The organism is Cryptosporangium sp. NPDC048952 (genome assembly GCF_043197895.1).
Lineage (GTDB): Bacteria > Actinomycetota > Actinomycetes > Mycobacteriales > Cryptosporangiaceae > Cryptosporangium.
In genome coordinates, this window is the sequence record NZ_JBICTY010000007.1 from 330,629 (window position 1) to 354,889 (window position 24,261).

Here is a 24,261-nt window from a genome sequence, read left to right on the forward strand (position 1 = left end):
GGACCAGCAGACTCCGACCGTGAACTCAGGTGACCGGCGTCACAGGGCGCCGGGCTCCGGGCAGACTGGCGACATGACCGTCACGTCCGCCCTGCTCTCCTTCGCCGCAGTCGCCGCGTTACTGACGATCGTCCCGGGACTGGACACCGCGTACGTCCTGCGCACAGCCGTCGTCGGCGGGCGCCGGCCCGCGTTCGCCGCCGCCCTGGGCATCGGCACGGGTTCCCTGGCCTGGGGCGCGGCAGCAGCCGTCGGAGTCTCGACCCTGCTCACCGCGTCGACCGTCGCATACACCGCACTCCGCATCGCCGGCGCGACCTACCTGATCTGGCTGGGCGCCCACATGCTCCACTCGACGCTGGCCGGCCCCCGCCGCAGGCGAGCCCCCGGCACTCCCGCGGCGCGCGAGTCGGGGGCTGACGAGCGGGTGGGTAGTCGGCGGGCCTGGGCGCGGGGTGCGCTGACGTGTCTGTTGAACCCGAAGGTGGGGGCGTTCTACATCGCGGTGATCCCGCAGTTCCTGCCCGAGCAGGCGCCGCCGCTGCTGATGGGGCTCGCGCTGGCGCTCGTGCACAACGCCGAGGGCATGCTCTGGTTCACCGCGCTGATCCTCGCCGCTCACGGCATGCGCGGCTGGCTCCGTCGCCCCGCCGTTCACCGAGCGATCGACCGCATCGCCGGCACGGCCCTGATCGCCTTCGGCCTCAAACTAGCCGCCTCCCCCCGCTGACCGGTCCCCCACCAGCAACCCGAAGCCCGCCACACCGCGCCCACTCCGGGCGCCTGCGTCTGTGGCGGGGGCCCGACGGGCTAGTGAGGGTGGGTCATCCAGGTGCGCAGGGCGGCCTCCAGATCCGTGGTGGTCGACTCGTCCGAGGGGGCTTGGCGCCAGCGGAACTCGGCGCCCGACGCGAACCGGAGAGCCACCGCGAGGCCGCCCCGCGCGGTGGGCGCTACCGACGATGCGACGAGCTGATCGGGCTCGGTGGCGGCGAGGCGGGTGACCGTGTCGACGCAGGCGCTCACGTCCATGCCCATCAGCGGAGGAGTTGAAGGCCACCGACGACCTTGTCGATCTGGTTCCGTGGTCCGACCAGCCCCACCGCGTAGTACGCGAGCTCCTCGTGCGGTGTCGCCGCCATCGTCGCCTGGTACTCCGTGTAGGCGGTGGCCTGCTGCGCGAGCTGCGGCATGTCGACGACGAGCAGTGTCGGCCGGGTGGCAGCTTTCGTGCGGACGCGGTGCACGGTCTCGGCGTCGGCGCCGAGGATCGAGCAGCCGATGAACGGCAGCGGCTGGTGTTCCACGCCCGACGCGTCAGCGGTCACGGGACCCAGCAGGTCGGGCCGCTGCTGGCCGATCGTCGCGGACAGGCACGCAGCGGCATTCGCGATCAACCCAACCGGCAGGTCACGGTCGACCACGACCACCCACTTCGTGCGCTGCTGCCGCGTAGTCATGGCCAGCACCTCTGCACCGACCCCCGCAACCTCGTGGGGCTCCGTGGATGTGGTTGTCATCTCTCGCGCTCCTCCTCTAGGCGCGGAATCGCGCCCTGCGGACGAACCGTAGGCTGTTGTTGCGTCGTTCGGGACGCGCATCGAATGTCGTTCGATGGATTGGGGAAATGACAGTGCTTGATGCGATCGACCGCGCTCTCCTGCGGGAACTGGAGAACGATGCGCGGACCACGAACCGCGACCTCGCCGCCGCGGTAGGGGTGGTGCCGTCCACCTCGCTGCTGCGCGTCCGCGCGCTACGGGAAACCGGCGTCATCTCCGGCTACCGCGCCGAGATCGACCTCGCCGCAGTCGGGCGACCGATCCAGGCACTGATCTCGGTGCGCATCCGGCCACCGTCCCGGCCAGTGATCAGCGCGTTCCGCGAGTGGGCGGCGGCGCTGCCCGAGACGATCGGGCTCTTCGTGACCGCCGGCGGCTGGGACTTCCTGATCCACGTCGCGGTGCCCGACAACGACGGGCTCTACGCGTTCGTCATCGACCGCCTCACCGAACGCCGCGAGGTCGCCGACGTCAACACGAGCGTGATCTTCGAACACGTCCGCTCACCCCACGTGGTGTGAGCTACCAGGGCTGCGTGCCGACCCCAGGCAGTTCGTCGACCGCGGCACGACCCTCGGTCGCCAGCACGGCGAGCATTCGTTCGGCGTCGGCTCGTGAGGCGTGGGCGCCGGTCGTCGTCTGCTCGGCCGCGTTCGGCGACTCCACCCACAGCCGACCCCCGGGCCAGTTCAGCTGGACGATGGCCCGGCTGCGGGCCTGCGCGCAGAACCACGTGTTGCCCAGCGGCATACCGCGCAGCACGTCCAGCGCCTCGGCGAGTCGCATCGGGCGGTCGTGGTGGTAGGTGCCGTCGTCGTAGCGGGTCTCGAGGAGGTCCGGCTCGTCGACGGGTTCGGCCACCGGCTCGCGCCGGAGCAGGCGAAGACCGTCGAAGCGGCCGGCGACCCGTCCGTCGTCGGTCACGAGACGGTCGAACTCGCGGTGGACGAAGATCGGCGTCCGGTCGACGTCGAGCGAGAGCGGCTCGATCCGCAACCGGACCTCGGCCGGCAGCCAGGGCAGTTCGAGCAGCGCGAGTAGCTCGGCGGAGGTTGTGCCCTCGGCTGCAAAATACTGCCCGCCTTCGGCAACTTCCATGTCGACGTCCGGCAGCGGCTCGGGTGCGGCGGCGAACGCGGCCAACCGGCCGTGGCGGCGGATCGCCCAGTCGAGCGGGACGTGGATTCGTTGCCCCGTGGTGCCGTCCCAGTTGACCGGAAGGCCGGCGGCGGTCAGCGCGGTCGTGACCTCGGTGCCGATCTCGGTGGTCGGCGGGGCACCGAACAGCCCATAGGCGAGGTGCACGCCCTCCCCCGCGACTGCGCTGTCGGTGTCCTGCTGGTGGTAGAAGACGTAGCCGCGGGCGGCGGCCGGGTCGGGCACGGTGCCGCCGATCTCGGCGAGCCCGCAGTTCTGGCAGCAGGCGAAGTCCTGCCGGGCGACGATGCCGGCCGCGTCGAGGGCGCGGAACGCCTCGGTGAGGCGGTCGTTGTCGGTGCGCTCGGGCCAGGTCGCCTGGGCGGCCAGGGCGGCCGCGAACTCGTCGCTCGCGATCGACCAGGCCACTGGGCGCAGCTCGCCGGGCTCCGCCTCGTCACCGAGGTACTCGACGGTGTCGTCCACGACCTCGACGAACGTGCGGGAGCCGCGGCCGACCTGGGTGCGGATGTGGTCGATCGCCGACTCGCGCACGTCTTCGTCCATGCCGCGCACCGTATCCGGTGCCCGCAGCCCATCGACCGATGCCGAACATCGCCGGCACGTACGCAGGCCGCCCTGCAGGCGACAGGCGGCGTCAGGAGGAGGTGCGGCGGAGGCGGCGGATCGAGGCGTCGAGCAGGACCATCGGGTGGTAGACGGGGATCGGGGTGTCCAGGTGGGCCGCGATCTGGAGGGCGCAGCCCGGGTTGGCCGCGGCGATCACGTCTGCCTTGGTGGCCGCGAGGTTCGCGGCCTTGCGCACCCCCAGCTCCGTTGCCGCGGCGGGCTGGGTCAGGTTGTAGATGCCCGCCGAACCGCAGCAGATCTCCCACTCCGCCGGCTCGACCAGCGTCAACTCCGGAATGCCGCGGAGGAGCTCGCGCGGCTGCGACCGGACGCCCTGGGCGTGGGCGAGGTGACACGCGTCGTGATACGCCACGCGCATCGACAGCGGGTGCCGTTTCGCCTGCGGCTCCACCGCCGCGAGCACCTCGTGGACGTCCTTCACCTTCGCGGAGAACGCCTCTGCGCGTGACGCCCAGGCCGGGTCGTCGGAGAAGAGGTGGCCGTAGTCCTTCATCGCCGAACCGCAGCCGGCGACGTTGACCGCGATCGTGTCGAAGTCCTCGTACGCGGCGATCACCTTGCGGGCCTCGACCAGCGCGGACTCCTCCTCGCCGCCGTGCAGCTGGAGCGCGCCGCAGCAGCGCGGGGCGCGCGGGGCGTGGACCTCGAAGCCCTCGGCGGCCAGCACCCGGACGGTTGCGGCGTTGACGTCGCCGAAGAGAGCGCGCTGGATGCAGCCCTGCAGGAACGCGACCTTGCCCCGGGGCTCGGTGCCCGGAGCGGGCGGTGTCACGCGGTCCAGCTGCCGGACGGTGGCGCCGAGGGAGACCGGCGGCGCCAGGGACATCAGTGCGCGCAGGCGGGATCCGGCCGGGAGGAGGCGACCCAGGCGGGCGCCGAGCTTGCCCGGCACCGCCAGGGCCGGGATCAGGGCACGGACCCGGCCCGGGTGGGTGAAGACCCCGAAGATCAGGGCCCGGAACGCCCGGTCCGAGCGGGTGCGGGGCACGTTGCGCTCGAGTTGGGGGCGGACCTGTTCGATCAGGCGGTCGTACTGGACGCCGGACGGGCAGGCCGTGACGCAGGCCATGCAGCCGAGGCACCGGTCGAAGTGCGTCTGGAGGGTGGGGCCGATGGCGTCGTCGTGGCCCACTCGCATGAGGACGATGCGGCCGCGCGGGGAGTCGGCCTCGTCCTGGAACACCGAGTAGCTCGGGCAGGTGGGGAGGCAGAAGCCGCAGTGGACGCAGTCCTTGATGAGTTCGGGGTCGGGTGGGCGGTGCGCGTCCCAGCCGGTGGGCATGCCGATCATTTCGGGCTGATCCCCGCCCGAGGGGGTGGTGTTCGAGAGGTCAGCGGTCATCAGAGCCCTCCCACGAACGCGCCGGGGCGGAAGATCCGCGCCGGGTCGAAGCGAGCCTTGACCCGCTGTTGTACAGCGACGACACCCGCGTCCAGGTCCGGCCACGGCGCCGATACCCGGTCCCCACCGTCCAGCACGGTGACCGCCGCGGGCGCCAACGCCGCCCGCACCGCCGCCACCTTCGCCGTGAGCTCGGCGTCGTGCGGTGCGGTGGACGAGGAGGGAGGACCGTCCTCCGGCCCGCTGCCCGCGGACGGCCCGGCTGCCGCCGGCGCCACCGGCTGCCCGGCTGCCGCGGGAAAGGCTAGCCAGGAGAGGCCGAGGGCGGCTCGGGAGACTACCGAGGCGCCGACCGAGTCGGCGGCGCGGAGGACCGCGGCCAGGGCGGTGGGGCGGTGGGAGACTTTCAGGACCGCGCCATCCGGGGAGCGCTGGGCGGTTCGCTGGGCCTCCCAGAGGGGCTCGTCGTCGTCGACGACGGTAACGTCCGGCGCGTCCGCCAGCAACGACGCCACCCGCGACGCCTGGCTCGTCGCCGTCACGCCGCCGAACCGCACCAATAGCCGCCCCGCAGCATCGCGCCACCTGGCGTCGATCGAAAGTGCTTCGAGCGGACGGCGGGAAAGGTCGGACGCGGCCTGAGCCAGCGCGGACGGGTCCGAGTAGGAAGCGACGGCGGTCGCAGTGCCGGCCGGTAGGGGGTGCAGGCGGACGGCGACCTCTGCCACCAGACCCAACGTGCCGTACGAGCCGGTGAACAGCTTGCCCAGGTCGTAGCCTGCGACGTTCTTGATGACCTTGCCGCCGGAGCGGGCGACGGTGCCGTCGGAGAGGACGAGGGTCACGCCGATGACCAGGTCGCGGACGCCGCCGTAGCGGTGGCGCGCGGGGCCGGAGTCGGCGGTGGCGACGAGGCCGCCGATCGTGCCGCCGGGTGACGGGTCCCAGGCGAGCCATTGGCCGGCGGAGGCGAAGACTTTTTGCGCCTCAGCGAGTTGGACGCCGCACTCGAGGATGGCGGTGAAGTCGCCCGGGTTGTGCTCCAGGATCCTGTTCAGGCCCAGGGTGTTGAGCTCGGTACCGGCGGAACCACCGCCCCAGCCCGCGCGGCTTCCGGACCCGACCGGGTGCACGGGGGTGCCGGCGGCGCCGAGTTCCCGCAGCGTCTCGGCGGCCTCGGCCACGGAGGCGGGCCGAAGTGCACCGGGCGCGCCGTTCGCGACGGACGTGGCCATCAGAATCGCTCCGCCAGGCCGGCGGCCTCCATCGGGTGCTGCCGGTAGGGCCCGGGCACCTCGCCGCAGAGTCGGGGTGTCGGCATGACCTTGCCCGGGTTCGCGAGGCCGGCCGGGTCGAACGCGCAGCGCAGCCGCTGGAAAGCGTCCAGGTCGGCCTCGGCGAACATCTTCGACATGTGCTTGCGCTTGTCGACGCCGACCCCGTGCTCACCGGTGATCGAGCCGCCGGCGTCGAGGCACACCTGCAGAATCGCGCCGGCCAGCTCCTCGGCGCGCTCGGCCTCGCCGGTGACACGCCCGTCGTAGCAGACCAGCGGGTGCAGGTTCCCGTCCCCGGCGTGGAACACGTTCGCCACGGTGAGGCCGGCTTCGGTAGCGAGGTTCTCGATCCGCTCCAGCACCTCGGGCAGCTGCGTCCGTGGGATCACGCCGTCCTGGACGAAGTAGTTCGGCGAGATCCGCCCCATGGCGGGGAACGCGGCTTTGCGCGTCTTCCAGAAGAGCGCGCGCTCGGCGTCGTCCCTGCTGACCCGGACGTCGTCCGAGCCGCACCGCTCGCAGATCGCGACGACGTCGGAGAACAGCGCCTCGCACTCGTCTTCGGCCCCGTCGAGCTCCACGAGCAGCGCCGTACCGCGCCCCACCGGATACCCCGCGTGCGCCATGCGCTCGGCGGCGTCGATCGTCACCGCGTCCATCATCTCGATCGCGCCCGGCACCACCCCGGCACGCACGATCTCGGACACCGCCTCACCGGCCGCGTGCGTGGAGTCGAAGAACGCGACGAGCGTCCGGATCGCCTCGGGGGACGGCACGATCCGCAGCCAGATCTTCGTCGCGACGCCGAGGGTTCCCTCCGAGCCGACGAACGCTCCGAGGAGGTCGTAGCCGGGGGTGTCCAGGTCTGTTCCGCCCAGCGTGATTTTTTCCCCGTCCGTCAGGACAACTTCCAGCCCGGTGACGTAATTCGTCGTGAAGCCGTACTTGAAGCAATGCGCCCCACCGGAGTTCTCCGCCACGTTGCCGCCGATGGAGCACACGATCTGGCTGGACGGGTCCGGCGGGTAGAAGAAGCCGGGCCCGACCGCCGCGGACACCGCCGCGTTCGTCACCCCGGGTTCCACGCAGACCCGCGCGTTGTCCAGGTCCACGTCGAGAATGCGGTTGAGCCTCGTCAAAACGATGAGGACGCCGTCCGCGACGGGAAGTGCGCCGCCGGAGAGGCCCGAACCGGCGCCCCGGGCCACCCACGGGACCTCGGCTTCGGCGCAGAGCCCCACGACTTCCTGGACTTCCTCGGCAGACCCGGGATGCACCGCCACGCGGGGCATCGCGCGGTATTGGAGCAGGCCGTCGGACTCGTACGTGCGGAGCTCGTGCGGGTCGGTGTAGGTCCAGCCGGCACCGACCACCCGTTGCAACGCCGCGACGAGGTCCATCTTCCGACGTTAACCCCTTACGCCGACGGTTTGTGCGGTTCCGAGTGAGTCCAGTCGGCCAGCAGCGTGCGCAGCGCGGTGACGAGGGAGAGCGGCTGGTCGATCATCACGTGGTGCGCGGCCAGCGGAATCTCGACGACCGGCACGACCCGGCCGAGGCGTTCGGCGATGCGCTCGCCCATGTCGAGCGGGACCAGGCCGTGTTCGGCGCGGAACACGGCGACCCGGCACTGCGGGAGCTCGAGGGGCACGGGACGGCCGCGGCCGCGGAAGACGTTCGGGTCGAACTTCCAGGTCCAGCTTCCGTCCACTTCTTTGAGCGACGTCTCGGCGATGTGCGCGTAGACGGCGGCGACGTTCCCGTCCTGCTCCGGGATGAGCTTGAACCGCTTGAGCGCGGACTCGCGGCTGTCGTAGCGGCGCAGCGGGCCGAACGCCTGCTGGGCGCCGGCGGCCTGCTCCTCGGGCTGGTCCTCCCAGAACGGGGTGTCGACGGCGACCGCCCCCGCGAGCTCGGTGCCGCGCAGCCGGGCCGCGGTGATCGCCACCATGCCGCCCATGCTGTGGCCGATGACCAGCGGGTGCGGACCCGCTCCCCCGTGTGCGGCGACGGCCAGGACCTCGTCGGCCCAGCGCGCCATCAGGTACTCGTCGCGTCGGCCGCTGTCGCCGTGCCCGGAGAGGTCGATCGCCACGACCCGGCGGTCGGCGGAGAAGAACGGCGCGATGTGGTCCCACCAGCGGCTGTGCGCGGCGCCGCCGTGGACGAGCACGATGCCGGCCTCGTCGCCGGGCTCGCCCCAGGCGCGGTAGTGGATCGGGACGCCGTCGACGTCGACGGCACCGAGCTCGACGTCCGCTCTCAGCGCGTCGGTGACCCAGTCCTCGGTCATGTGCCCTCCTCGGTGGTGCATGGGTCCACTCAACCATCTGTCTGGGGAAACGTCTTTTCGCGGGGGTAGAACCTGTTACAGTTCCGCGCATGATTCTGGACCGGTTCCGGCTCGACGGGAAGGTCGCGGTGGTCACCGGGGCGGGGCGGGGAATCGGCGCGGCGACCGCGCTCGCCCTCGCCGAGGCCGGTGCCGACGTGCTGATCGCGTCCCGTACCGAGGACGACTTGCGCGCTGTTGCCGACCGCGTCGCCGCTACGGGGCACAAGGCGGCTGTGGTGGCGGGAGACCTGAGCGACACTCGTGCGGCCCCGGGCCTGGTCGAGCGCGCGGTCGACACGTTCGGGCGCCTCGACATCGTTGTCAACAACGTCGGCGGTGAGATGCCGCGGCCGCTGATGAAGACCAGCGTCCGGCGACTCGAGTCATCGTTCCATTTCAACGTCTCGACGGCCCACGCGTTGGTTACTGCCGCCGTCCCCGCGCTGCTGGAAACGGGCGGCGCGATCGTCAACATCTCGTCGGTGATGGGCCGGCTCCCGGCCCGCGGTTACGCCGCGTACGGCACGGCGAAGGCGGCGCTGGCCCACTACACCAAGCTCGCCGCCGCCGACCTGGCTCCCCGGGTGCGGGTCAACGCGATCGCTGTCGGCTCGGTGGCCACGTCCGCCCTAGAACTCGTTCTCGACAACGACGAACTCCGTACGACGATGGAGCAGAACACACCGCTGAAGCGGATCGGTGACCCCGAGGACATCGCCGCCGCGGTCGTGTTCCTCACCTCCCCCGCCGGCGGGTACGTGACCGGCGCGATCCTCGAGGTCGACGGCGGCCTCCGCACCCCGAACCTCGACCTCGGCCTGCCTGACCTGTAGAGGGGACTTCTCGTGGTGTATCGCGTGGTGCAGTGGAGCACCGGCAACGTCGGGCGACACACGATCGCCGGGATCGACGCCCACCCCGACCTGGAGCTGGCCGGTGTCTGGGTCTCCAACCCGGCCAAGGTGGGACGCGACGCCGGTGAGCTGGCCGGCCTCGGACGTTCGCTGGGGGTGGCGGCCACCGACGACGCCGACGCCCTGCTCGCGTCACGGCCGGACTGCGTCGTCTACACCGCGATGGCCGACGACCGGCTGCCCGACGCGATCGCCGACCTCACGCGGTTCCTGCGTGCGGGCGTGAGCGTCGTGTCGTCCGGACCGGTGTTCCTGCAGTACCCCGACGGCGTGGTGCCCGACAGCCTGACCGACCCGATCCGGGCGGCGGCGCTTTCTGGCGGAGCGTCGCTCTGGGTCAACGGCATCGACCCGGGATTCGCCAATGACTGGATGGCGCTGACGCTCACGAGCCTGTGCGAGCGCATCGACGAGGTCCGCTGCCTGGAGATCCTCGACTACTCGACCTACGACAACCCGACGGTGTTGTTCGACATCATGGGGTTCGGGAAGCCGATCGACGATGTTCCGATGCTTCTGCAGCCCGGAGTACTGGGGATCGCGTGGGGGTCGGTGGTGCGCCAGTTGGCGGCAGGGCTCGGTGTCTCGCTGGACGCGGTCGAATCGTCGTTCACGCGGTTGCCGGCGCCGGAGGACTTCGACATCCCCTCTGGGTCGATCGGTAAGGGCACTGCGGCCGCGCTGCGTTTCGAAGTTCGCGGGATGCGGGGTGGCCGCGCCGTGTGCGTGTTGGAGCACGTCACGCGGTTGCGTCCGGATCTGGGGCCGGACTGGCCGCAGCCGACCGGGCAGGGTGGGTACCGGGTGGTGGTCAGCGGCGAGCCGAACTACACGCTCGACATGACGATGCTGGCGTCCGACGGGGATCACAACACCGCAGGGCTCAAAGCCACCGCGATGCGGCTGGTCAACTCCGTGCCCGCGGTGGTTGCCGCAGCGCCTGGCCTGCTCACCGCCCTCGACCTGCCGCTGGTCACCGGCCGCGGCCTGGTGCGGCCCTGAACTCCGCCACGGTCTCGCGCGTGCCGCCGCGGGGGCCGCGCGAGTGTTGCGAATCGAACGTTCGCGGCGTCATCGCGGCGATCGAGGGTCCACATCAGCGGCTGCTACGACTACTCGTACGACGAGTGCAAGCCGCGGCGTCGCCGGCACCACAAGAAGCGCTACAACGACTGCTGGGACTACAACCCCTGCAACTGATCACCCAGCACCACCCGAAGCCCGAAGCCCAGCGCTCCGGGCTTTGTCGCGTCGGTAGCCCCTACGGGTTCTCGGGCCTACGACGAGTTCCAGGGCATAAACCCGCAGTTCGTAGGCCCGAGAACCCGTCGTAGGGCCGAGAACCGGTCGTAGGCCCGAGGACCCGTCGTGGGCCCGACGAGCTTCCGGCTGGGCGGCGCGGGCCCGCGTCGACCGGCGTCGGCGTCACACGGCGCACTCGTGGCTGGCCGCTCTGCCGACGCTGCTCAGCGCGACCGCCATCGTGTTCGCCACCGCCACCGCCACCGTCTTCGTGGCCAACATGTTCGCCGGCAGCACACAGGCCCGCGCCCTGGCGGTGTCCGTGGCCGCCATGGTTCTTCCGGTGCTGATCTCCGACACGATCGCCGGTCGGCTCCGCCCGAAAGAGAAACTGACGATCACCCACCAGGTGATCCTCGCCATGCAGACGCCGACTTTGGCATTCCTCGGCTGGACGCGCGCCGACTGGCTCGCGGGTGTCACGCACGGCTGCTACACATGGCCGACGTCGCCGACTTCGTTCAGCGGGTCAACGACGTCTGCGGGTGCACGCCTGCACGCTCGACGCCGCGGCCAAGCTGACCAGCCAACCCTGCCGCGCCAACGACCTTGGCTCCTTCCTCGTGTCGGCGTGGGACTCGGCGTTCCTTGCCGATGCGCTGCGGCCGCCTGGTGAAGCCGCCGATCCCGGTGCTGCCCTGGCACGTCGACGCGATCAACGATCCGAGCCGCATCGGGGAACGTCCCAGCCCGGCGCTGGCTCTCCCCACCGACCGAAGCTAGTCGGCCACCGGGCAAGGTCGCGGCCTGGTCAGCGCTCGATCGCTGACGACGCCGGCCGAATCGGTCGACATCGGGCCGGATGTGAGCTTCGATCACCTGATGACGGCGGTACAAGAGCTGATCGCGCCGGGAGCCCAGCTCGAGCGGGTGTGGACCGGCGGGAGCTGGGGTGAGGGCCCCGTGTGGCTACCCGAGACCCAGAGCCTGCGGTGGAGCGAAATCCACGGCAACAGGATCTACGAGTTCGACGCCCGGTCCGGGCAGACCCACGTCCACCGGCAGAACGTCGAGTTCACGAACGGACGGACGCTCGACCTGGCCGGACGGGTCCTCCAGTGTTCGCACGGGCGTCGTTGCGTCGAAGTGGAGATCGACGGCGTGCCGACGACGCTCGTCGACCACTGGCGCGAACATCGGCTCAATTCACCGAACGACATCGTCGTGGCCTCCAACGGGGCGATCTGGTTCACCGATCCGCCCTACGGGATCATCAAGCCCGAAGAAGGTCATCCGGGCACGATGGAGTACGGGGGGTGCTGGGTCTTCCGATACGAGCCCGAATCTGCCACCCTCCAGCCGGCGATCACCGACCTGGAGCGCCCGAATGGGCTGGCGTTCTCCCCGGACGAGAGCCTGCTCTACGTGTCCGACACGGTGGACACGTCTCGCGGCTTGATCCGGGTCTACGACATGTCCAACGGCACGGCGAGCAACGGACGCGATTTCGCCACCGTCCTGCCGGGCTGCTCCGACGGCTTCCGCGTCGACGTGGACGGCCGGATCTGGACGTCGAGCCTGGACTCGGTGCAGGTGATCTCGCCCCAGGGCCAACTCGTGGGCCGGATTCCCGTACCGGAGAAGATCTCCAACCTGTGCTTCGGTGGCCCGGACGGCACCGACCTCTACATCACCGCGTCCACCAGCGTCTATCGGATCCGCACGCTGACCACCGGCGCCACCTGGGCCCGGACGGCTATCCCGTAGTCCTGCGGATCCGGATCGGGCCCTTCGCCGTTTCGGGGTCGACCACCTCGCCGCCCTGAGTGATCTCGACCTCCCCGGCCGCCACCAGGCGCCGGGCGGCAGCCCGCACCGGTTCCATCATCGATCGCCACTCCTCGCCACCCAGTTGCCGTGCTACTTCGGAGGGACAGATGGTGGCCCCCGCAGCGCGCTGCGCCAGCAAATTCAGGATCGACGACTCGACGCTCACCTCGCCCGCCCCGTCTCCGGAGGCGGGCCGGGCTGGCAGTGCGGGCACCACCAGGTGCGGCGGCGTTCGGCGTCGCCGCTGACCTCGGCCACCACCTGGATCGGGGTGCCGCAGCGCCGGCACGGACGCCCGGACCGTCCGGCCACCCAGTGACTATTTCCGGGGCGGGGGTCACCGGTGGTGACCTGCGTGGCGCCGGGGGTGCTAACCGAGAACCGCAGCAGCCGGGCGGCCAGGTCGACCAGGACGGGTACGTCGACGTCCCGCATCGGCGTCCAGGGGGAGATCCCGCGCAGGTAACACAGTTCGTTGACCCACAGGTTGCCCAGGCCGGCCATCCGGGTCTGGTCGAGCAACGTGGCACTGACCGCCCGGTCCGCGTCGGCGGTGAGCCGGGTGATGGCCAGGGCGCGGTCCCAGTCCTCGCGCAGCGGATCGGGACCGAGGTGAGCTGTCAGTTGTCCCTCGTCGGCGGTCTTCACCAGTTCGACCACGGGAAGCTTGAGACCGGCCGCGCTGCGACCGTCCTGGAAGTCCAGCAAAACGCGCACGTCGGGGACGATCCGACGGGGCAGCCGTTTGCCGGGGCCGAGCACCGTCCAGGAGCCATCCATCCGCAGGTGGGTGTGCAGGGTGAGGAGGCCGCTGTGCGGGTCGTCGAACCTGGTCAGCAAGTGTTTGCCGTGGGTGTGGGTGGCGAGCAGGGTGGCGCCGGACAAGTCGGCGGTGGCGTGGCGCGGAACCCGGAAGTCCGAGCGGCGCACGACCTGACCTTGCAGCCGGTCGTTCAGCTTACGGGCGAGCAGGAACACGGTGTCTCCCTCGGGCACCGCCCCATCACCCCTCGCGCCACACGGTCACCATCACGTCGAGGTGCTTGCCCTGCTGGGCAGCCCGCAAACGCCGCGTCGGCGTCGCGAATCGGCAGGTGAACCACTGCGCTAGCCACCCCGGCGGTGTCGTGCACATCCTCCGACCTCGACGGGGCGACGCCGAATCTCTGGCAGCTCCCATACGTCGCGCCCGGCTGAGCGACGAGTACGCGCGACTGTTGGGAAGCAAACGTTCCAGCCGTTCCGCCGCCGAACGAAGCCGCCATCGATCCACGCGAAGCTATTGGCACACGGGGAACACACCCCGAACCAATACTTGGAGGCTGGACGACATGAGCGGCTGCTACGACTACTCGAACGACTGCAACGACTACTCGTACGAGGAGTGCAAGCCGCGGCGTCGCCGGCACCACAAGAAGCGCTACAACGACTGCTGGGACTACAACCCCTGCAGCTGACAGCTCAACGAGTGAGGCCCCGAGCACAAGCTCGGGGCCTCACTGCTGTGTCGGGAAGCGCGGCAATAGAGTGGGATGCCGTGACCGAGTACGACGTTCTGCTCGCCGACTGTCCGGCCCGAACCACGCTCGAGTTGATCTCGGGGAGCTGGATGATCGTCGTCCTGGTGGGACTCGCGCACGGCCCGCAGCGGTACTCCGATCTGCAGCGACGGGCTGGTGGGATCACCAAGAAAATGCTCACCCAGACGTTGGCCAAGGCTGTCGGAAGCGGGTTGGTGGTGCGGCCGGACAGACGAGGTGGTGCCTACGCGCTGAGCGCTCTGGGTGACTCGCTGCTCGTGCCGCTGACCGCGCTCACCACGTGGGCCGAAACGCACGCGGATGAGCTCGCCGAGCTCTGAGCGTCGGTTGGGCACTTCGCGGTTCCCTCGAGCTGTCTACCGTTGGATTCCACCGGCGAAAGGCATGCACATGACGGAACGACTGACGGCATGACTCGAGGTCGCGGCATCTTTCTGGTCGCCGGCGCGACCGGCAACGTGGGCGGTGGTGTGACCCGGCACCTGCTCGACGCCGGCTGCCCGGTACGCGCGCTGGTCCGTCCGGGGTCGAAGGGCCCCGTCCCCGCGGGTGCCGCAGTGGTCGAAGCCGACCTCAACGACCGTGCCAGCTTGCGCTCGGCTTACGCGGACGTCGAGGCGGCGTTCCTGCTCGCCGGTTACCCGGACATGCCAGGCATCCTGGCCGACCTGAACGCTGCCGGCGTCGAGCGAGTCGTACTGCTGTCCAGTGGTTGCGTCGTCGGCGGCGACCTCGACAATGCCGTCGTCCGGTTCAACGTCGTGTCCGAAGCTGCGGTGCGCGACAGCGGGCTGCCGTGGACGGTACTGCGGCCCAGCGGTTTCATGTCCAACACCCTGCAATGGGTGGATCAACTGCGCACCGGCGACGTGGTTCGCGAGCCGTTCGCCGACGTGCCGATCGCCGTCATCGACCCGGACGACATCGCGGCGGTGGCGAGCCTGGTACTGCGGACGCCCGGCCACGACGCCCAGAGCTACCGCCTGACCGGGCCCGACGTGTTACTGCCGGCCGAACGGGCGGCCATCCTCGGCGCCGTGCTCCAGCGGCCGATCCAACTCCAGCCCGAGCCGGACGACCAGGCGCGCGTCCGCATGGAGGAGTCGATGCCACCAGAGATGGTGGACGCGTTCTTCCAGTTCTTCCGCCGCGGCGGCTACGACGACGCGCACGTCAACGACGTCGCGCCGACGTTACTCGGGCGTCCTCTCCGGACATTTCGCGCCTGGGCGGACGCGAATCACGGCGCGTTCGGAGGCTTGGCCTTCTGCGGATAGAACGTCTCGTGACGGGCCAGCATGGCCACGAATTCGACGATCTTCCGCTCGCGGGTCTCCACCCTTTTGACTCCGTTGACGCGGTGGATCAGGGCGAACCGGTTGGCCTTCGTCAACACGTCGAACATGGCTTGGGCAGCCGGCACGACGGCGATGGCGGCGAGAAGGTCGGCGGGTACCTCGGCTTCCGACGGCGGGGCGTAGGCCGCCGCCCAACGCCCGTCCGCTTTCGCGGCGTCCACCGCGGCGCGGCCCGAGGGCTGCATTCGCCCTTCGGTCTCCAGCCGGGCCACGTGGGCGACGTTGCGCTGCGACCAGGAGCTGCGGGCCCGCCGAGGGGTGAAACGGATCCACGACGTCTCGTGATCCCGCTTCCGGGCCTGCCCGTCGATCCAGCCGAAGCACAGGCCCTCGTCGACGGCCTGCTGCCAGGTCAGCGTCGTGACCGTGCCGCCCTTCTTGGTCAGGGCCAGCCACACTCCGGGTGACGTGGCGTTGTTGACCGACAACCATGCGCGCAGTTCCTCGGCGTCCGCGACGATCAGTTCATCCAGCTCCGCGCTCGCCATGGTGGCAGGTTAGCCGGGTTGTCGACCCGCTCCTGCCGCGACGATCGCCAGGTCGTCGCCCGAGAAACCGACGCGGCTCAGCACCGCCAGGGACTTGTTCGCCGCCACCGTGCGCAACGCCAGCTCGGCTGCCTCCTGCTCGTCGGCCCCCGCCGCCAGGAACGCCTGCTCCAGCATCGCCCGCAAGCCGTCGATCATGGCGCGGACCAGAGCCTGGCTCTCAGCGTCGAGAGCAGGGAATTGAGCTGCTGACATCGTGAGCAGACAGCCGTCGGGGACCGTCGGATCAGCGATGCGGTTCAGGGTGACCTGCAGGTAGGCGGCCGCAACGTCGCCCGGGCTCGCATGAGGGCCGGACAGCGCCTGCTCGTAGAGCGGGTGGTAGGTCTCCGCGTAGCGCTGAAGGCTTCTCCGGAAAAGCGCGCTCTTGTCACCGAAGGCGCCGTACAGAGAACCGCGGCCCAGGCCCGTGCCCTCGGTGAGGCGGTCGATCGAGGCCTCCGACCAGCCCCAACGCCAGAAGACGTGCATCGCGCGGCGGAGCGCCTCGTCCACGTCGAACTGCTTGCGGCCTGCCATGGTCGTCAGCCTACACATCTTGTACTGATCGTTCCAAGATGAGTATGGTCCCCGACATGGCAACTCTGAGCTCGTTACCGCTGCCCGTCGGATTCACCGACGTCTTCACGAGCCGCTTCGTGGAGGTCGACGGGCTGCGGCTGCACGCGGTCACCGGCGGGGACGGTCCGCCGCTGCTGCTGGTCGGTGGATGGCCGCAGACCTGGTACGCCTGGCGCGAAGTGATGCCGGCGCTCGCCCGCGAGCACACCGTCGTCGCCGTCGACTCGCGCGGAGCCGGGCTCTCCGACAAGCCCGACGACGGCTACGACGCCGGCACGCTGGCCGCCGACCTGGTCGCGCTGATGGTCGCGCTCGGGCACGACCGGTTCGACGTCGTCGGGCACGACATCGGTACGTGGACCAGTTACGCGCTCGCTGCCGATCACCGGGAGCGGGTGGGCCGGCTCGCCGTCGTCGAAGCATTGATTCCCGGTCTGACGCCGTCCCCGCCGGCGTTCAACCCGAGCGCACTCAATCAGAAGCTCTGGCAGTTCGGCTTCAACCGGCTCACCGACCTCAACGAGGAACTGGTCCGGGGGCGGGAGCGAGTCTTCTTCGGCTGGCAGTTCGCCACCAAAGCCGCCACCCCGACCGCGATTCCCGCGCACGCCGTCGACGTCTACGTCGACGCGATCGCTGCGGATCCCCGCGCGCTGCGAGCGAGCTTCGAGTACTACCGGGCGTTGGACGAGACGATCGCGCAGAACGAGCGACGCGGCAGGACCCGGCTGACGATTCCGGTGCTCGCTGTCGGGGGTGCACTCTGGAGCGGTCCGGGTGCCGCCCAGACCATGCAGCTGGCAGCGGACGACGTCACCGCGGTGGTTCTCGACGGCTGTGGCCACTACCCCGCCGAGGAGCAACCGGAGCGGTTCGCCGAGGTTCTGCTCGACTTCCTCTCCTGGCACGATCGTCGTTCGTGGCGGATCAGCTGAAGAAGCGATTCCAGCGGTGAACTGCCCGACGTCGATATCGACGCCTCGCTCCTGCCGCCCGGTCTGGCCGGCTGGCGTGAAGAGCGGGACGCGCAGCGCGGCCGCCCAGGTTTCGGTGCCCTCGCCGGACGCGAGGCCGTGTTTCTGCGGCGCCCGTGGGACGAGGCCGAGCAGACCTACCTCGACGGCACCGCGATCAAGACCGGACCCGCCGACTGGCCGTTCAACCCACCGCCGGATGTCGGTCCAACTCGCTGGTGGGACACCCTGTAGGGCTCCTATGCTGCGCCGATGTCCGTTGCTGGAGTGGTGCGTGAGTGGAATGCCGAAGAGGGCTGGGGTGTGGTGGACTCGACCGAGACGCCCGGTGGGTGTTGGGTGCATTTCAGCCATGTCGAGGGTGATGGCTACAAAGAGTTGCGGGTGGGCGAGGCAGTGGAGCTGACCTGGGAGGTGGGAGCGCAGGACGGGTATTCGTTCCGCGCCGTCGCCGTCACTCCGCGGTGACCTCGCGCCGAGTGTTGTGAACCGAACGTTCGTGGCGTCATCGCGGCGATCGAGCCGCGGCTCCGTCCGCGCGAAGCTATTGGCACAGCAGGGGGAACACACACACTTTCAGGAGGCTGGACGACATGAGCGGCTACTACTACGACTACAACCAGTGCAACGACTGGGACTACAACGAGTGCAAGCCGCGCCGTCGCCGCCACCACAAGAAGCGCTACAACGACTGCTGGGACTACAACCCCTGCAACTGAGCCTCCAGCACCACCCGAAGCCCGGAGCCCAGCGCTCCGGGCTTTGTTGTGGAGGTAACGCCTGCAGGTTCTCGGGCCTACGACGAGTTTCAGGGCCTACGCCCGCTGGTCGTAGGGCCGAGAACCCGTCGTAGGGCCGAGAACTCGTCGTAAGCCCGAGAACTCGTCGAACGGCCGACGACGTGCGGCTGGCCCACCCGTGCGCCGTCCCGGATGTTCACGAATGAACCCGGCCCGCTTGGCGTGAGGCCCGGCGAGTGGCGCTGTCGCGCCCGGGCCGACGACATCGGCGCGCGGTTGACCGAGCCGTCAGGGTTTTCGGTGGTCAGCAGCACGACCGGCGTCCCGAAGGAGAGGCCGGATCCGCAGCGAGATCGTGGCGCGACGGAAGGGGGCGAATCGTTCGGCGAGCGTCGAAGCGTTCGCCGATCAGATTTCGGCGAGACGGTCGTCGCCGTCCGGAGGCCTGATCACGCAGAACTCGTTGCCCTGCGGGTCCGCCAGCACTGCGGTCAGGAAGCCGTCGTCGTCGTGTGCCGGCTCGACGACGCTGGCTCCTGCCGCAACCAGGCGCTCGACTTCCGCTGCGACGTCGAGTACCTGCACATCCAGGTGCATCCGGTTCTTGCCGCTCTTGCTCTCGGGTACCTGCTGCACCAGGAGATCGGGCCACCGCCCACCGGGATCGGTCAGCCGGACGTAGGGCGCCCCGAACGGGCCGCGACGGTAGCCGAGAGCGACCGCCCAGAAGTCGGCCAACGCGTCCGCGTCGACGCAGTCCAGCACCATTACGAGACGCATCGAACTCCGATCCTCGCGTGGGCGATGATCACAGCACACCAGTACGACACCTCGTGAGCGCGGGTTTTGCTCAGAGCTGCAGGTCGGGCGCCGACGAGAGAAGAGGTGCATTCTCCGAGAACAGCGTGGGGGGTCGTCGTGGCGCAGCCGGACACCGTCGAGAGCTCGGCGGGTAAGCGTCGGATCTGGGGCGACTTGAAGGTCGGGGCGAAGATCACGATCGCGGTGCTCGCCGCGCTGGCCATTTCGTCTGCCGCGACCCTGATCACGCTGCTGCAGACCGGCGACGTCCGCTCGATCGGCAAGTCCATCTACACGAACAACGTCGGCCCGTTGATCACCGTCGGGGAGCTCCGGGACTCGTTCCGCCTGCTTCGCGCCGACCAGAACGCCCTCGCGCTGCTCGAAGCGGGGAGCGCAGCGAGCACGCAGAAGGCCGAGCAGATCAGCGACGACGGCGACACGATCACCGCGCTGGCCGCGAAGTACCGCTCCACCGCGGCCGAACCCAAGCTCGTCGACGAGTTCATCGCCGCGTTCACGACGTACGACGACATCGCGACGACGCAGATGATCCCCGCGGCGCTGGCGGGCAACCGTGCGCGCTACGTGAGCGTCAAAGAAGGCGCGGCCAAGGCGTCGTACGCGGCCTCCGAGGAGACGTTGCAGAAGATCACCGCGGCGGAGAACGCACAGGCCAAGGAACGGGCGGACGAGCTCGACAGCCGCTACGCGAGCGCGGTGACGATCTCGGTCGCCGGGCTGCTGATCGCGATCACGATCGGGGTGGTGCTCGCGCTGTGGGTGGCTCGGGGGATCAGCCGGCCGCTGCGTGGTGTCGGTGCAGCGCTGGACCGGATGGCTGACGGGGACCTCACCACGACGGTTCCTGACCCCGGGACCCGGGACGAGGTCGGCATGATGGCACGTGGAGTGAAGCGCACGCTGACGTCGATACGGTCCAGCGTCGCGGAGGTGCTGCAGCAGGCGAGCCGGGTGACGGCGGCGTCGCACGAGCTCAGTGCGGTTGCGTCGCGGATCGAGACCGGGGCGACGACGACCGCCAGCGGGTCGCAGACCGCGTCGGCGGCGGCCAACGAGGTGGCGGCCAGCGTCAGTACGGTGGCCGCGGCGAGTGAGGAGATGAGCGCCGCGATCGCCGAGATCTCGCGCAGTGCGGCCAGCGCGGTGGAGGTGGCGCAGCAGGCGCTGAACACCGCTCAGCAGACCAATGATTCGGTGGCCGCGCTCGGGGCCGCGAGTGTCGAGGTCGGCGACGTCGTGAAGGTGATCAACAGCATCGCGGAGCAGACGAACCTGCTCGCGCTCAATGCGACGATCGAGGCCGCGCGGGCCGGCGAGGCCGGGAAGGGGTTCGCGGTCGTCGCGACCGAGGTGAAGGATCTCGCGCAGGAGACCGCGAAGGCGACCGAGGAGATCACCCGGAAGATCGCCGCGATGCAGGCCAGCAGTGACGAGGCCGCGACGGCGCTCGGGCAGATCAACGCGATCATCGAGCAGATCAACGAGCACCAGACGACGGTGGCGTCGGCGGTGGAGGAGCAGACCGCGACGACGCACGAGATCAACCGCAGCATCGGTCAGGCTGCGACCGGTGTCGATCACATCGCGCAGACGGTCGGGAACGTGTCGCAGACTGCCGACGAGTCGAACGCCAGTGCTGCCCAGGCGGCCGGCGCCGCCCGCGAGCTCGCCCTGACCGCGAGCGCCCTCAACGACTCGGTGAGCGGCTTCCGCGTCTGACTCCGGGCGCCCGGCGCGGGCCGGGGCGGCGCGCCGCGGGCGCAAGCGGTGGTGAGACGCGTGCAAGGGTCGTGCAAGGTTCAACGACCACAATGGTCGACGCCGGGCGGGACGCAGACCTTCATCCCGCCGTACCGGGGCGCACGGCGAGGGAGGGGGCGCCGCGCGTCCCGGTACGGCCCCGGCCGCCGAAAGGCCGACGAGAGGAGGACGCCTCACGACAGCGCTACGAAACCTGGCCTTCCACCGCCCGGGCACGCGCGGACACGTCCGTCATGCCCAACGCGTCGGCTGACGTCAGGACCTTGCGCAGTAGGGCCGCGGCATCGCCGCGATCGCCCGGACCGTCGCGGAGAAGATGTGCCCGCGGGACGTCGAATCCGAACTCGAACAGCGAGAGCAGGTCGAACGCCCGGGTCGCCACGTCGTCGTAGCCGGCCACCGCTCGACGGGCGTCGATGAGCTCTTCGGCGGCGGGACCACCGCTGTCGCGGAGCGTGAGCAGGAAGCGGGCCATCCAGTGCGCGTCGGAGTCGCCGTCGCCCACGACGTCGTAGCGCCCCAGCCGCAGACCGGCCTCGGCCAGGTGCGTCAGGACCTCGGCGTGGCGGCGCTCCAGCGTCGCGGCCAGCCGCAGGCACGGTTCCGGGATTTCGTCGCCGAACAGGCCGAACGGCGCGTCGATCCACTCGTCGACGGCGGCGCGGTAGGCCGCCAACGCGTCGAGGTCACGGCCCTGCGCGGCCAGGCGGTCACCGGCGTCCGCGAAGTGCACGAACCGGGCGGCGTCCACCACGGACGACTCCCCCGCCCCGAGCGGACCGACCAGCTCGTACGTCCGCCGATCCCGCACGTACGCGATGTCGAGGCCGCCTGCCGACAAACGCTTCCGTAACCGGGCGACGACCGGCGACAAACCGTCCCCTCGCGGGGCGTCGTCCGGCCAGACCGCGTCGATCAGCTGATCGCGACGGACCGGACCGCCGACGGCCACCAGCGCCGCCAGCACGGTGGCCTCCTGCCGCGCGATCTGCAGCGGCTGTCCGTCCACGAGCACGTCGGCCCGGCCGAACACCCTGATCCGCAGTCCGGTCACCCCCACCCCCGAGAGTGTTCCACGGGTGGTCGGAGGCTGTCCCCCCATCTCAATCCGACAGCTGGGCCACCTTCACCCGCGGCGCGCCCTCGCGCGCCCCCGTGCCGGGCGCGCTCTCGCGCGCCCCAGTGCCGGGCGCGCTCTCGCGCGCGACGATCGCGGCGAGGATCTCCGCCGACCGCACCGCCGCGTTGGACAGCAGCGACGAGCTGATTCCGTGGCTGTGCTCGGTGCCGCCCTGCAGGTAGATCCCCACGCCCAACGCGTCGTCGGCGGCCACCCGGTAGTCGCGGTCGACCTCGAGACGGCCCGCGGCATCACGTCGACAGAAGCTGTTGAGTTCGCCGAGCAGCGCGGCGGGTTCGACCGGGTCGTACCCGGTGGCGCAGACGAGGATGTCGGCGTCGAGCACGGTCTGCTCACCGGTGGTGAGCGCCTCGACCGTCGCCTGCACGCCGTCCGGCGTGGACACCGCGCCGACCAGCCGCGACACGTTCATCATCCGCAGCCGCTGCCGCCCGAGCACCTGCTCGCGGTACGAGCGCCGGTACAGCTCGGCGATCAGGTCCGAGTCGACCACCGAGTAGTTCGTGTTCGCGTGATAGGTCAGCAACTGATCCTTGACCCAGCCGGGTGCGTCGTAGAAGTCGTCGACGGCGGCCGGGTCGAAGATGCGGTTGGCGAACGAACTGTCGTCGGCGGGGCTGTAGCCGAACCGCGAGTAGACGGCCAGCACCTCGGCGTCGGCGTACCGGTCGTGCAGGAACGCGGTCACCTCGGCGGCGCTCTGACCGGCACCGACCACCACGATCCGCTTCGGCTGCTCCTCGCCGAGCGCGGAAACCCGGTGCAGCAGGTCACGGCTGTGCCAGATGCGCTCGTCGGCGACGACACCCGGCGGCAGCGACGGCTGCAAACCGGTGGCCAGGACGAGATTGCGGGCCCGGTACACGGTCGTGCCGCTGCCGGTGTCGACGAGGAGCTCGACCAGGTCGTCCCCGGCGACCCGGCGGATGCCGATCACCTCGTGGCCGTACCGGACCAGATCGTCCACCTGGCGCGCGGCCCACTCGAGGTAGTCGTGGAACTCCACCCGCAGCGGGAACAGCGTCTTGTGGTTGATGAAGTCGACCAGCCGGCCCCGTTCGTGCAGGTAGGACAGGAAGCTGAAGCGGCTGGTCGGGTTGCGCAGGGTGACCAGGTCCTTGAGGAACGAGACCTGCATGGTCGCGTCGTCGAGCAGCATGCCGCGGTGCCAGCCGAACGTGGCCTGGCGCTCGAAGAACAGCGCCGAGGGCGCGTCGTCGGACTCGCTCAGCGCGACGGCGAGCGCGAGGTTGGACGGTCCGAATCCGACACCGATGACGTCGTACTCTCTGATCGCGTGCACCATTCGAACCATCCTTTGTCGACGCCGGAACACAGCCGACCCGCAGGCGTGCAAGGTCAGGCTTACCTAACAATCAACGGCAGTCAACGGCTTCATCAAGACATTCACGTAACTTAGGCGATGCTAACCTAACCAGCATGAGACGTTGGTTACGCCTGGTCACAGGGCTTGTTGTCGTCGTTCTGGCCGCATCGTGTTCGTCGTCGTCCGACGACACCGCCACCCCCGCCTCTTCCGGAGGCGCGGTGTTCCCGGTCACCATCGCGCACAAGTTCGGATCGACGACGGTCCCGGCCGAGCCGAAGCGGGTGCTCACCGTCGGGTGGAACGACCAGGACTTCGTGCTGTCGCTGGGTGTCGTGCCGATCGCGACCCGGGAGTGGTTCGAGGAGTACTCGACCTACCCGTGGGTCACGGCGAAGACCGGCGGCAAGGCCGTGCCGACGTTCTCCGCGGAGATCAACTACGAGGCGATCATCAAGCAGAAGCCGGATCTGATCCTGGCGATCTACGAGACGATCTCGCGCGAGGTCTACGACAAGCTTTCGGCGATCGCGCCGACGGTGGTGCAAGCTTCGGACTACCAGGACGAAGAGACGCCCTGGGACGTGCAGCTGGCGACGATCGGTAAGGCTCTCGGCCGCTCGTCGGAGGCTTCGGCGCTGACAAAGAAGGTCGACGACGCGGTCGCGGCGGCGAAGAGCGCGCACCCGGAGTTCGCCGGGAAGACGCTCGTGGAGGACTACGGACCGGAAAACGGGTCGCACTGGCTGATCGGGGCGAACGATCCGCGTCGTTCGCTGTTCGACGCGCTGGGGTTCAGGACGCAGCCGGAGTCCGGTGACCTGAGTGAGGAACGCCTCGACGTGCTCGACAGGGACGTGCTGTTCCTGAACGGGGCCACCGAGCAGGACATGCTGAAGCGACCGGTTTTCGCGAAGCTCCCGGTGGTCACCGAGGGTCGCACGATCTACACCGGGTTCGACACCCCGCTCGCCGGCGCCCTCTCGTACAGCGGCCCCGACGCACTCCTCTTCGCGTTGAACGAGCTCGTCCCCCAGCTCGCAGCGGCAACCGCCCAGCCGTAGCCGCCCGAAGCGGTCCCGCTCGTGCGCGCTTGAGGGCGCCGACATGGGGCCGCTCGAAGCGGTCCCGTTGCGGCGCGCTCCGGCGCCCCGTAGCGGGGCCGCTCGAAGCGGGCTCGTTGCAGCGCGCCCCC

29 protein-coding genes and 1 pseudogene are annotated in these 24,261 nt (G+C 70.0%); 14 read left to right on the top strand and 16 right to left on the bottom strand.

Going from position 1 to position 24,261, the window contains the following annotated elements; all coding sequences use genetic code 11:
- Positions 1-73: 73 nt before the first annotated feature.
- The gene (locus tag ACGFY5_RS35175; protein ID WP_392727104.1) at positions 74-730 is read left to right on the top strand and encodes a LysE family translocator; all 657 of its coding nucleotides are present in this window, start codon (positions 74-76) and stop codon (positions 728-730) included.
- An 80-nt stretch (positions 731-810) separates the two neighbouring features.
- Here ACGFY5_RS35175 and ACGFY5_RS35180 read toward each other — a convergent pair whose 3' ends face one another.
- Positions 811-1,032: a hypothetical protein gene (locus ACGFY5_RS35180; RefSeq protein WP_392727107.1), complete on the bottom strand. Its 222-nt coding sequence runs from the start codon at positions 1,030-1,032 to the stop codon at positions 811-813.
- A 5-nt stretch (positions 1,033-1,037) separates the two neighbouring features.
- The gene (locus ACGFY5_RS35185; RefSeq protein ID WP_392727109.1) at positions 1,038-1,460 is read right to left on the bottom strand and encodes a DUF2000 domain-containing protein; all 423 of its coding nucleotides are present in this window, start codon (positions 1,458-1,460) and stop codon (positions 1,038-1,040) included.
- Positions 1,461-1,627: 167 nt separating this feature from the next.
- On the opposite strand from ACGFY5_RS35185, the gene ACGFY5_RS35190 reads away from it, so the two are divergent.
- Complete coding sequence (locus ACGFY5_RS35190) at positions 1,628-2,083, top strand: Lrp/AsnC family transcriptional regulator (protein ID WP_392727111.1); 456 nt, start codon at positions 1,628-1,630, stop codon at positions 2,081-2,083.
- A 1-nt stretch (position 2,084) separates the two neighbouring features.
- Here the strand turns inward: ACGFY5_RS35190 and ACGFY5_RS35195 are convergent, their stop codons facing one another.
- The 5 genes from ACGFY5_RS35195 to ACGFY5_RS35215 all read right to left on the bottom strand — a co-directional run bounded on the left by ACGFY5_RS35195 (position 2,085) and on the right by ACGFY5_RS35215 (position 8,262).
- A complete protein-coding gene (locus ACGFY5_RS35195) occupies positions 2,085-3,266 on the bottom strand; it encodes a DUF6891 domain-containing protein (protein ID WP_392727113.1) in 1,182 nt (393 codons plus the stop codon).
- Positions 3,267-3,357: 91 nt separating this feature from the next.
- Positions 3,358-4,692: a (Fe-S)-binding protein gene (locus ACGFY5_RS35200; RefSeq protein ID WP_392727115.1), complete on the bottom strand. Its 1,335-nt coding sequence runs from the start codon at positions 4,690-4,692 to the stop codon at positions 3,358-3,360.
- The gene (locus tag ACGFY5_RS35205) at positions 4,692-5,927 is read right to left on the bottom strand and encodes an FAD-binding oxidoreductase (protein WP_392727117.1); all 1,236 of its coding nucleotides are present in this window, start codon (positions 5,925-5,927) and stop codon (positions 4,692-4,694) included. Before ACGFY5_RS35205 ends, ACGFY5_RS35200 begins: the two co-directional genes overlap by 1 nt.
- On the bottom strand, positions 5,927-7,369 hold the full coding sequence (locus ACGFY5_RS35210; RefSeq protein ID WP_392727119.1) for an FAD-linked oxidase C-terminal domain-containing protein: 1,443 nt from the start codon (positions 7,367-7,369) through the stop codon (positions 5,927-5,929). The genes ACGFY5_RS35205 and ACGFY5_RS35210 overlap by 1 nt, the downstream gene beginning before the upstream one ends.
- Positions 7,370-7,386: 17 nt before the next feature.
- Positions 7,387-8,262 (bottom strand): alpha/beta fold hydrolase, encoded by an 876-nt coding sequence (locus tag ACGFY5_RS35215; protein ID WP_392727122.1) that lies wholly within the window; start codon positions 8,260-8,262, stop codon positions 7,387-7,389.
- A gap of 89 nt (positions 8,263-8,351) precedes the next feature.
- Between ACGFY5_RS35215 and ACGFY5_RS35220 the strand changes: the two genes are divergently transcribed.
- Together ACGFY5_RS35220 and ACGFY5_RS35225 are read left to right on the top strand one after the other, a co-directional pair.
- Positions 8,352-9,137 carry an SDR family oxidoreductase gene (locus ACGFY5_RS35220; protein WP_392727123.1) on the top strand — a complete coding sequence of 262 codons (786 nt, stop codon included), beginning with the start codon at positions 8,352-8,354 and terminating at the stop codon, positions 9,135-9,137.
- A gap of 12 nt (positions 9,138-9,149) precedes the next feature.
- Positions 9,150-10,220: a diacylglycerol kinase gene (locus ACGFY5_RS35225; RefSeq protein WP_392727125.1), complete on the top strand. Its 1,071-nt coding sequence runs from the start codon at positions 9,150-9,152 to the stop codon at positions 10,218-10,220.
- Between the two features lie 423 nt (positions 10,221-10,643).
- Here the strand turns inward: ACGFY5_RS35225 and ACGFY5_RS35230 are convergent, their stop codons facing one another.
- Entirely contained in the window at positions 10,644-10,883 is a 240-nt protein-coding gene (locus ACGFY5_RS35230) for a hypothetical protein (RefSeq protein WP_392727126.1), read from the bottom strand.
- A 459-nt stretch (positions 10,884-11,342) separates the two neighbouring features.
- Between ACGFY5_RS35230 and ACGFY5_RS35235 the strand changes: the two genes are divergently transcribed.
- Entirely contained in the window at positions 11,343-12,227 is an 885-nt protein-coding gene (locus tag ACGFY5_RS35235; RefSeq protein WP_392727129.1) for an SMP-30/gluconolactonase/LRE family protein, read from the top strand.
- On the opposite strand, the gene ACGFY5_RS35240 is transcribed toward ACGFY5_RS35235, so the two are convergent.
- Both ACGFY5_RS35240 and ACGFY5_RS35245 read right to left on the bottom strand, forming a co-directional pair.
- A complete protein-coding gene (locus tag ACGFY5_RS35240) occupies positions 12,217-12,456 on the bottom strand; it encodes a DUF3253 domain-containing protein (protein WP_392727131.1) in 240 nt (79 codons plus the stop codon). The genes ACGFY5_RS35235 and ACGFY5_RS35240 overlap by 11 nt on opposite strands.
- Positions 12,453-13,286, bottom strand: coding sequence for a DNA-formamidopyrimidine glycosylase family protein (locus ACGFY5_RS35245; protein WP_392727133.1), 834 nt, complete (start codon positions 13,284-13,286; stop codon positions 12,453-12,455). The genes ACGFY5_RS35240 and ACGFY5_RS35245 overlap by 4 nt, the downstream gene beginning before the upstream one ends.
- 335 nt (positions 13,287-13,621) lie before the next feature.
- Between ACGFY5_RS35245 and ACGFY5_RS35250 the strand changes: the two genes are divergently transcribed.
- The 3 genes from ACGFY5_RS35250 to ACGFY5_RS35260 all read left to right on the top strand — a co-directional run bounded on the left by ACGFY5_RS35250 (position 13,622) and on the right by ACGFY5_RS35260 (position 15,108).
- Complete coding sequence (locus ACGFY5_RS35250) at positions 13,622-13,747, top strand: hypothetical protein (protein ID WP_392727135.1); 126 nt, start codon at positions 13,622-13,624, stop codon at positions 13,745-13,747.
- Between the two features lie 80 nt (positions 13,748-13,827).
- Positions 13,828-14,151 (top strand): winged helix-turn-helix transcriptional regulator, encoded by a 324-nt coding sequence (locus tag ACGFY5_RS35255; protein ID WP_392727138.1) that lies wholly within the window; start codon positions 13,828-13,830, stop codon positions 14,149-14,151.
- Between the two features lie 90 nt (positions 14,152-14,241).
- On the top strand, positions 14,242-15,108 hold the full coding sequence (locus ACGFY5_RS35260) for an NAD(P)H-binding protein (protein ID WP_392727141.1): 867 nt from the start codon (positions 14,242-14,244) through the stop codon (positions 15,106-15,108).
- Here ACGFY5_RS35260 and ACGFY5_RS35265 read toward each other — a convergent pair.
- Together ACGFY5_RS35265 and ACGFY5_RS35270 are read right to left on the bottom strand one after the other, a co-directional pair.
- Entirely contained in the window at positions 15,072-15,677 is a 606-nt protein-coding gene (locus ACGFY5_RS35265) for a YdeI family protein (protein WP_392727143.1), read from the bottom strand. The genes ACGFY5_RS35260 and ACGFY5_RS35265 overlap by 37 nt on opposite strands.
- Positions 15,678-15,686: 9 nt before the next feature.
- The gene (locus ACGFY5_RS35270; RefSeq protein WP_392727145.1) at positions 15,687-16,256 is read right to left on the bottom strand and encodes a TetR/AcrR family transcriptional regulator; all 570 of its coding nucleotides are present in this window, start codon (positions 16,254-16,256) and stop codon (positions 15,687-15,689) included.
- A 56-nt stretch (positions 16,257-16,312) separates the two neighbouring features.
- On the opposite strand from ACGFY5_RS35270, the gene ACGFY5_RS35275 reads away from it, so the two are divergent.
- The 4 genes from ACGFY5_RS35275 (at position 16,313) to ACGFY5_RS35290 (ending at position 17,991) form a co-directional block, all read left to right on the top strand.
- A complete protein-coding gene (locus ACGFY5_RS35275) occupies positions 16,313-17,233 on the top strand; it encodes an alpha/beta fold hydrolase (protein WP_392727148.1) in 921 nt (306 codons plus the stop codon).
- A gap of 138 nt (positions 17,234-17,371) precedes the next feature.
- The gene (locus ACGFY5_RS35280; RefSeq protein ID WP_392727149.1) at positions 17,372-17,506 is read left to right on the top strand and encodes a hypothetical protein; all 135 of its coding nucleotides are present in this window, start codon (positions 17,372-17,374) and stop codon (positions 17,504-17,506) included.
- Positions 17,507-17,524: 18 nt separating this feature from the next.
- Positions 17,525-17,740 carry a cold shock domain-containing protein gene (locus ACGFY5_RS35285; RefSeq protein ID WP_392727152.1) on the top strand — a complete coding sequence of 72 codons (216 nt, stop codon included), beginning with the start codon at positions 17,525-17,527 and terminating at the stop codon, positions 17,738-17,740.
- 125 nt (positions 17,741-17,865) lie between these two features.
- Complete coding sequence (locus tag ACGFY5_RS35290; protein ID WP_392727155.1) at positions 17,866-17,991, top strand: hypothetical protein; 126 nt, start codon at positions 17,866-17,868, stop codon at positions 17,989-17,991.
- 260 nt (positions 17,992-18,251) lie between these two features.
- On the opposite strand, the pseudogene ACGFY5_RS35295 reads toward ACGFY5_RS35290, so the two are convergent.
- Both ACGFY5_RS35295 and ACGFY5_RS35300 read right to left on the bottom strand, forming a co-directional pair.
- Positions 18,252-18,326: pseudogene (locus ACGFY5_RS35295) on the bottom strand (flavin reductase family protein); the annotation flags it as partial.
- 94 nt (positions 18,327-18,420) lie between these two features.
- Complete coding sequence (locus tag ACGFY5_RS35300; protein ID WP_392727157.1) at positions 18,421-18,792, bottom strand: VOC family protein; 372 nt, start codon at positions 18,790-18,792, stop codon at positions 18,421-18,423.
- A gap of 138 nt (positions 18,793-18,930) precedes the next feature.
- Here ACGFY5_RS35300 and ACGFY5_RS35305 point away from each other — a divergent pair, with 138 nt between their 5' ends.
- On the top strand, positions 18,931-20,556 hold the full coding sequence (locus ACGFY5_RS35305) for a methyl-accepting chemotaxis protein (protein ID WP_392727159.1): 1,626 nt from the start codon (positions 18,931-18,933) through the stop codon (positions 20,554-20,556).
- A 226-nt stretch (positions 20,557-20,782) separates the two neighbouring features.
- Here the strand turns inward: ACGFY5_RS35305 and ACGFY5_RS35310 are convergent, their stop codons facing one another.
- Positions 20,783-21,658, bottom strand: a complete 876-nt coding sequence (locus tag ACGFY5_RS35310; protein WP_392727161.1) for a BTAD domain-containing putative transcriptional regulator — start codon at positions 21,656-21,658, stop codon at positions 20,783-20,785.
- A 43-nt stretch (positions 21,659-21,701) separates the two neighbouring features.
- Complete coding sequence (locus ACGFY5_RS35315; RefSeq protein ID WP_392727163.1) at positions 21,702-23,045, bottom strand: lysine N(6)-hydroxylase/L-ornithine N(5)-oxygenase family protein; 1,344 nt, start codon at positions 23,043-23,045, stop codon at positions 21,702-21,704.
- Positions 23,046-23,179: 134 nt separating this feature from the next.
- Here ACGFY5_RS35315 and ACGFY5_RS35320 point away from each other — a divergent pair, with 134 nt between their 5' ends.
- On the top strand, positions 23,180-24,130 hold the full coding sequence (locus ACGFY5_RS35320) for an ABC transporter substrate-binding protein (RefSeq protein WP_392727166.1): 951 nt from the start codon (positions 23,180-23,182) through the stop codon (positions 24,128-24,130).
- Positions 24,131-24,261 lie beyond the last annotated feature (131 nt).

What these genes read in the sequence shown, in the direction of transcription:
- ACGFY5_RS35175 (WP_392727104.1), top strand. Translation starts at nt 74, where the DNA reads ATGACCGTCACGTCCGCCCTGCTCTCCTTCGCCGCAGTCGCCGCGTTA.
- ACGFY5_RS35180 (WP_392727107.1), bottom strand. Translation starts at nt 1,032, where the DNA reads ATGGACGTGAGCGCCTGCGTCGACACGGTCACCCGCCTCGCCGCCACC.
- ACGFY5_RS35185 (WP_392727109.1), bottom strand. Translation starts at nt 1,460, where the DNA reads ATGACTACGCGGCAGCAGCGCACGAAGTGGGTGGTCGTGGTCGACCGT.
- ACGFY5_RS35190 (WP_392727111.1), top strand. Translation starts at nt 1,628, where the DNA reads ATGACAGTGCTTGATGCGATCGACCGCGCTCTCCTGCGGGAACTGGAG.
- ACGFY5_RS35195 (WP_392727113.1), bottom strand. Translation starts at nt 3,266, where the DNA reads ATGGACGAAGACGTGCGCGAGTCGGCGATCGACCACATCCGCACCCAG.
- ACGFY5_RS35200 (WP_392727115.1), bottom strand. Translation starts at nt 4,692, where the DNA reads ATGACCGCTGACCTCTCGAACACCACCCCCTCGGGCGGGGATCAGCCC.
- ACGFY5_RS35205 (WP_392727117.1), bottom strand. Translation starts at nt 5,927, where the DNA reads ATGGCCACGTCCGTCGCGAACGGCGCGCCCGGTGCACTTCGGCCCGCC.
- ACGFY5_RS35210 (WP_392727119.1), bottom strand. Translation starts at nt 7,369, where the DNA reads ATGGACCTCGTCGCGGCGTTGCAACGGGTGGTCGGTGCCGGCTGGACC.
- ACGFY5_RS35215 (WP_392727122.1), bottom strand. Translation starts at nt 8,262, where the DNA reads ATGACCGAGGACTGGGTCACCGACGCGCTGAGAGCGGACGTCGAGCTC.
- ACGFY5_RS35220 (WP_392727123.1), top strand. Translation starts at nt 8,352, where the DNA reads ATGATTCTGGACCGGTTCCGGCTCGACGGGAAGGTCGCGGTGGTCACC.
- ACGFY5_RS35230 (WP_392727126.1), bottom strand. Translation starts at nt 10,883, where the DNA reads ATGGCGAGGATCACCTGGTGGGTGATCGTCAGTTTCTCTTTCGGGCGG.
- ACGFY5_RS35235 (WP_392727129.1), top strand. Translation starts at nt 11,343, where the DNA reads ATGACGGCGGTACAAGAGCTGATCGCGCCGGGAGCCCAGCTCGAGCGG.
- ACGFY5_RS35250 (WP_392727135.1), top strand. Translation starts at nt 13,622, where the DNA reads ATGAGCGGCTGCTACGACTACTCGAACGACTGCAACGACTACTCGTAC.
- ACGFY5_RS35260 (WP_392727141.1), top strand. Translation starts at nt 14,242, where the DNA reads ATGACTCGAGGTCGCGGCATCTTTCTGGTCGCCGGCGCGACCGGCAAC.
- ACGFY5_RS35265 (WP_392727143.1), bottom strand. Translation starts at nt 15,677, where the DNA reads ATGGCGAGCGCGGAGCTGGATGAACTGATCGTCGCGGACGCCGAGGAA.
- ACGFY5_RS35270 (WP_392727145.1), bottom strand. Translation starts at nt 16,256, where the DNA reads ATGGCAGGCCGCAAGCAGTTCGACGTGGACGAGGCGCTCCGCCGCGCG.
- ACGFY5_RS35275 (WP_392727148.1), top strand. Translation starts at nt 16,313, where the DNA reads ATGGCAACTCTGAGCTCGTTACCGCTGCCCGTCGGATTCACCGACGTC.
- ACGFY5_RS35285 (WP_392727152.1), top strand. Translation starts at nt 17,525, where the DNA reads ATGTCCGTTGCTGGAGTGGTGCGTGAGTGGAATGCCGAAGAGGGCTGG.
- ACGFY5_RS35290 (WP_392727155.1), top strand. Translation starts at nt 17,866, where the DNA reads ATGAGCGGCTACTACTACGACTACAACCAGTGCAACGACTGGGACTAC.
- ACGFY5_RS35300 (WP_392727157.1), bottom strand. Translation starts at nt 18,792, where the DNA reads ATGCGTCTCGTAATGGTGCTGGACTGCGTCGACGCGGACGCGTTGGCC.
- ACGFY5_RS35315 (WP_392727163.1), bottom strand. Translation starts at nt 23,045, where the DNA reads ATGGTGCACGCGATCAGAGAGTACGACGTCATCGGTGTCGGATTCGGA.
- ACGFY5_RS35320 (WP_392727166.1), top strand. Translation starts at nt 23,180, where the DNA reads ATGAGACGTTGGTTACGCCTGGTCACAGGGCTTGTTGTCGTCGTTCTG.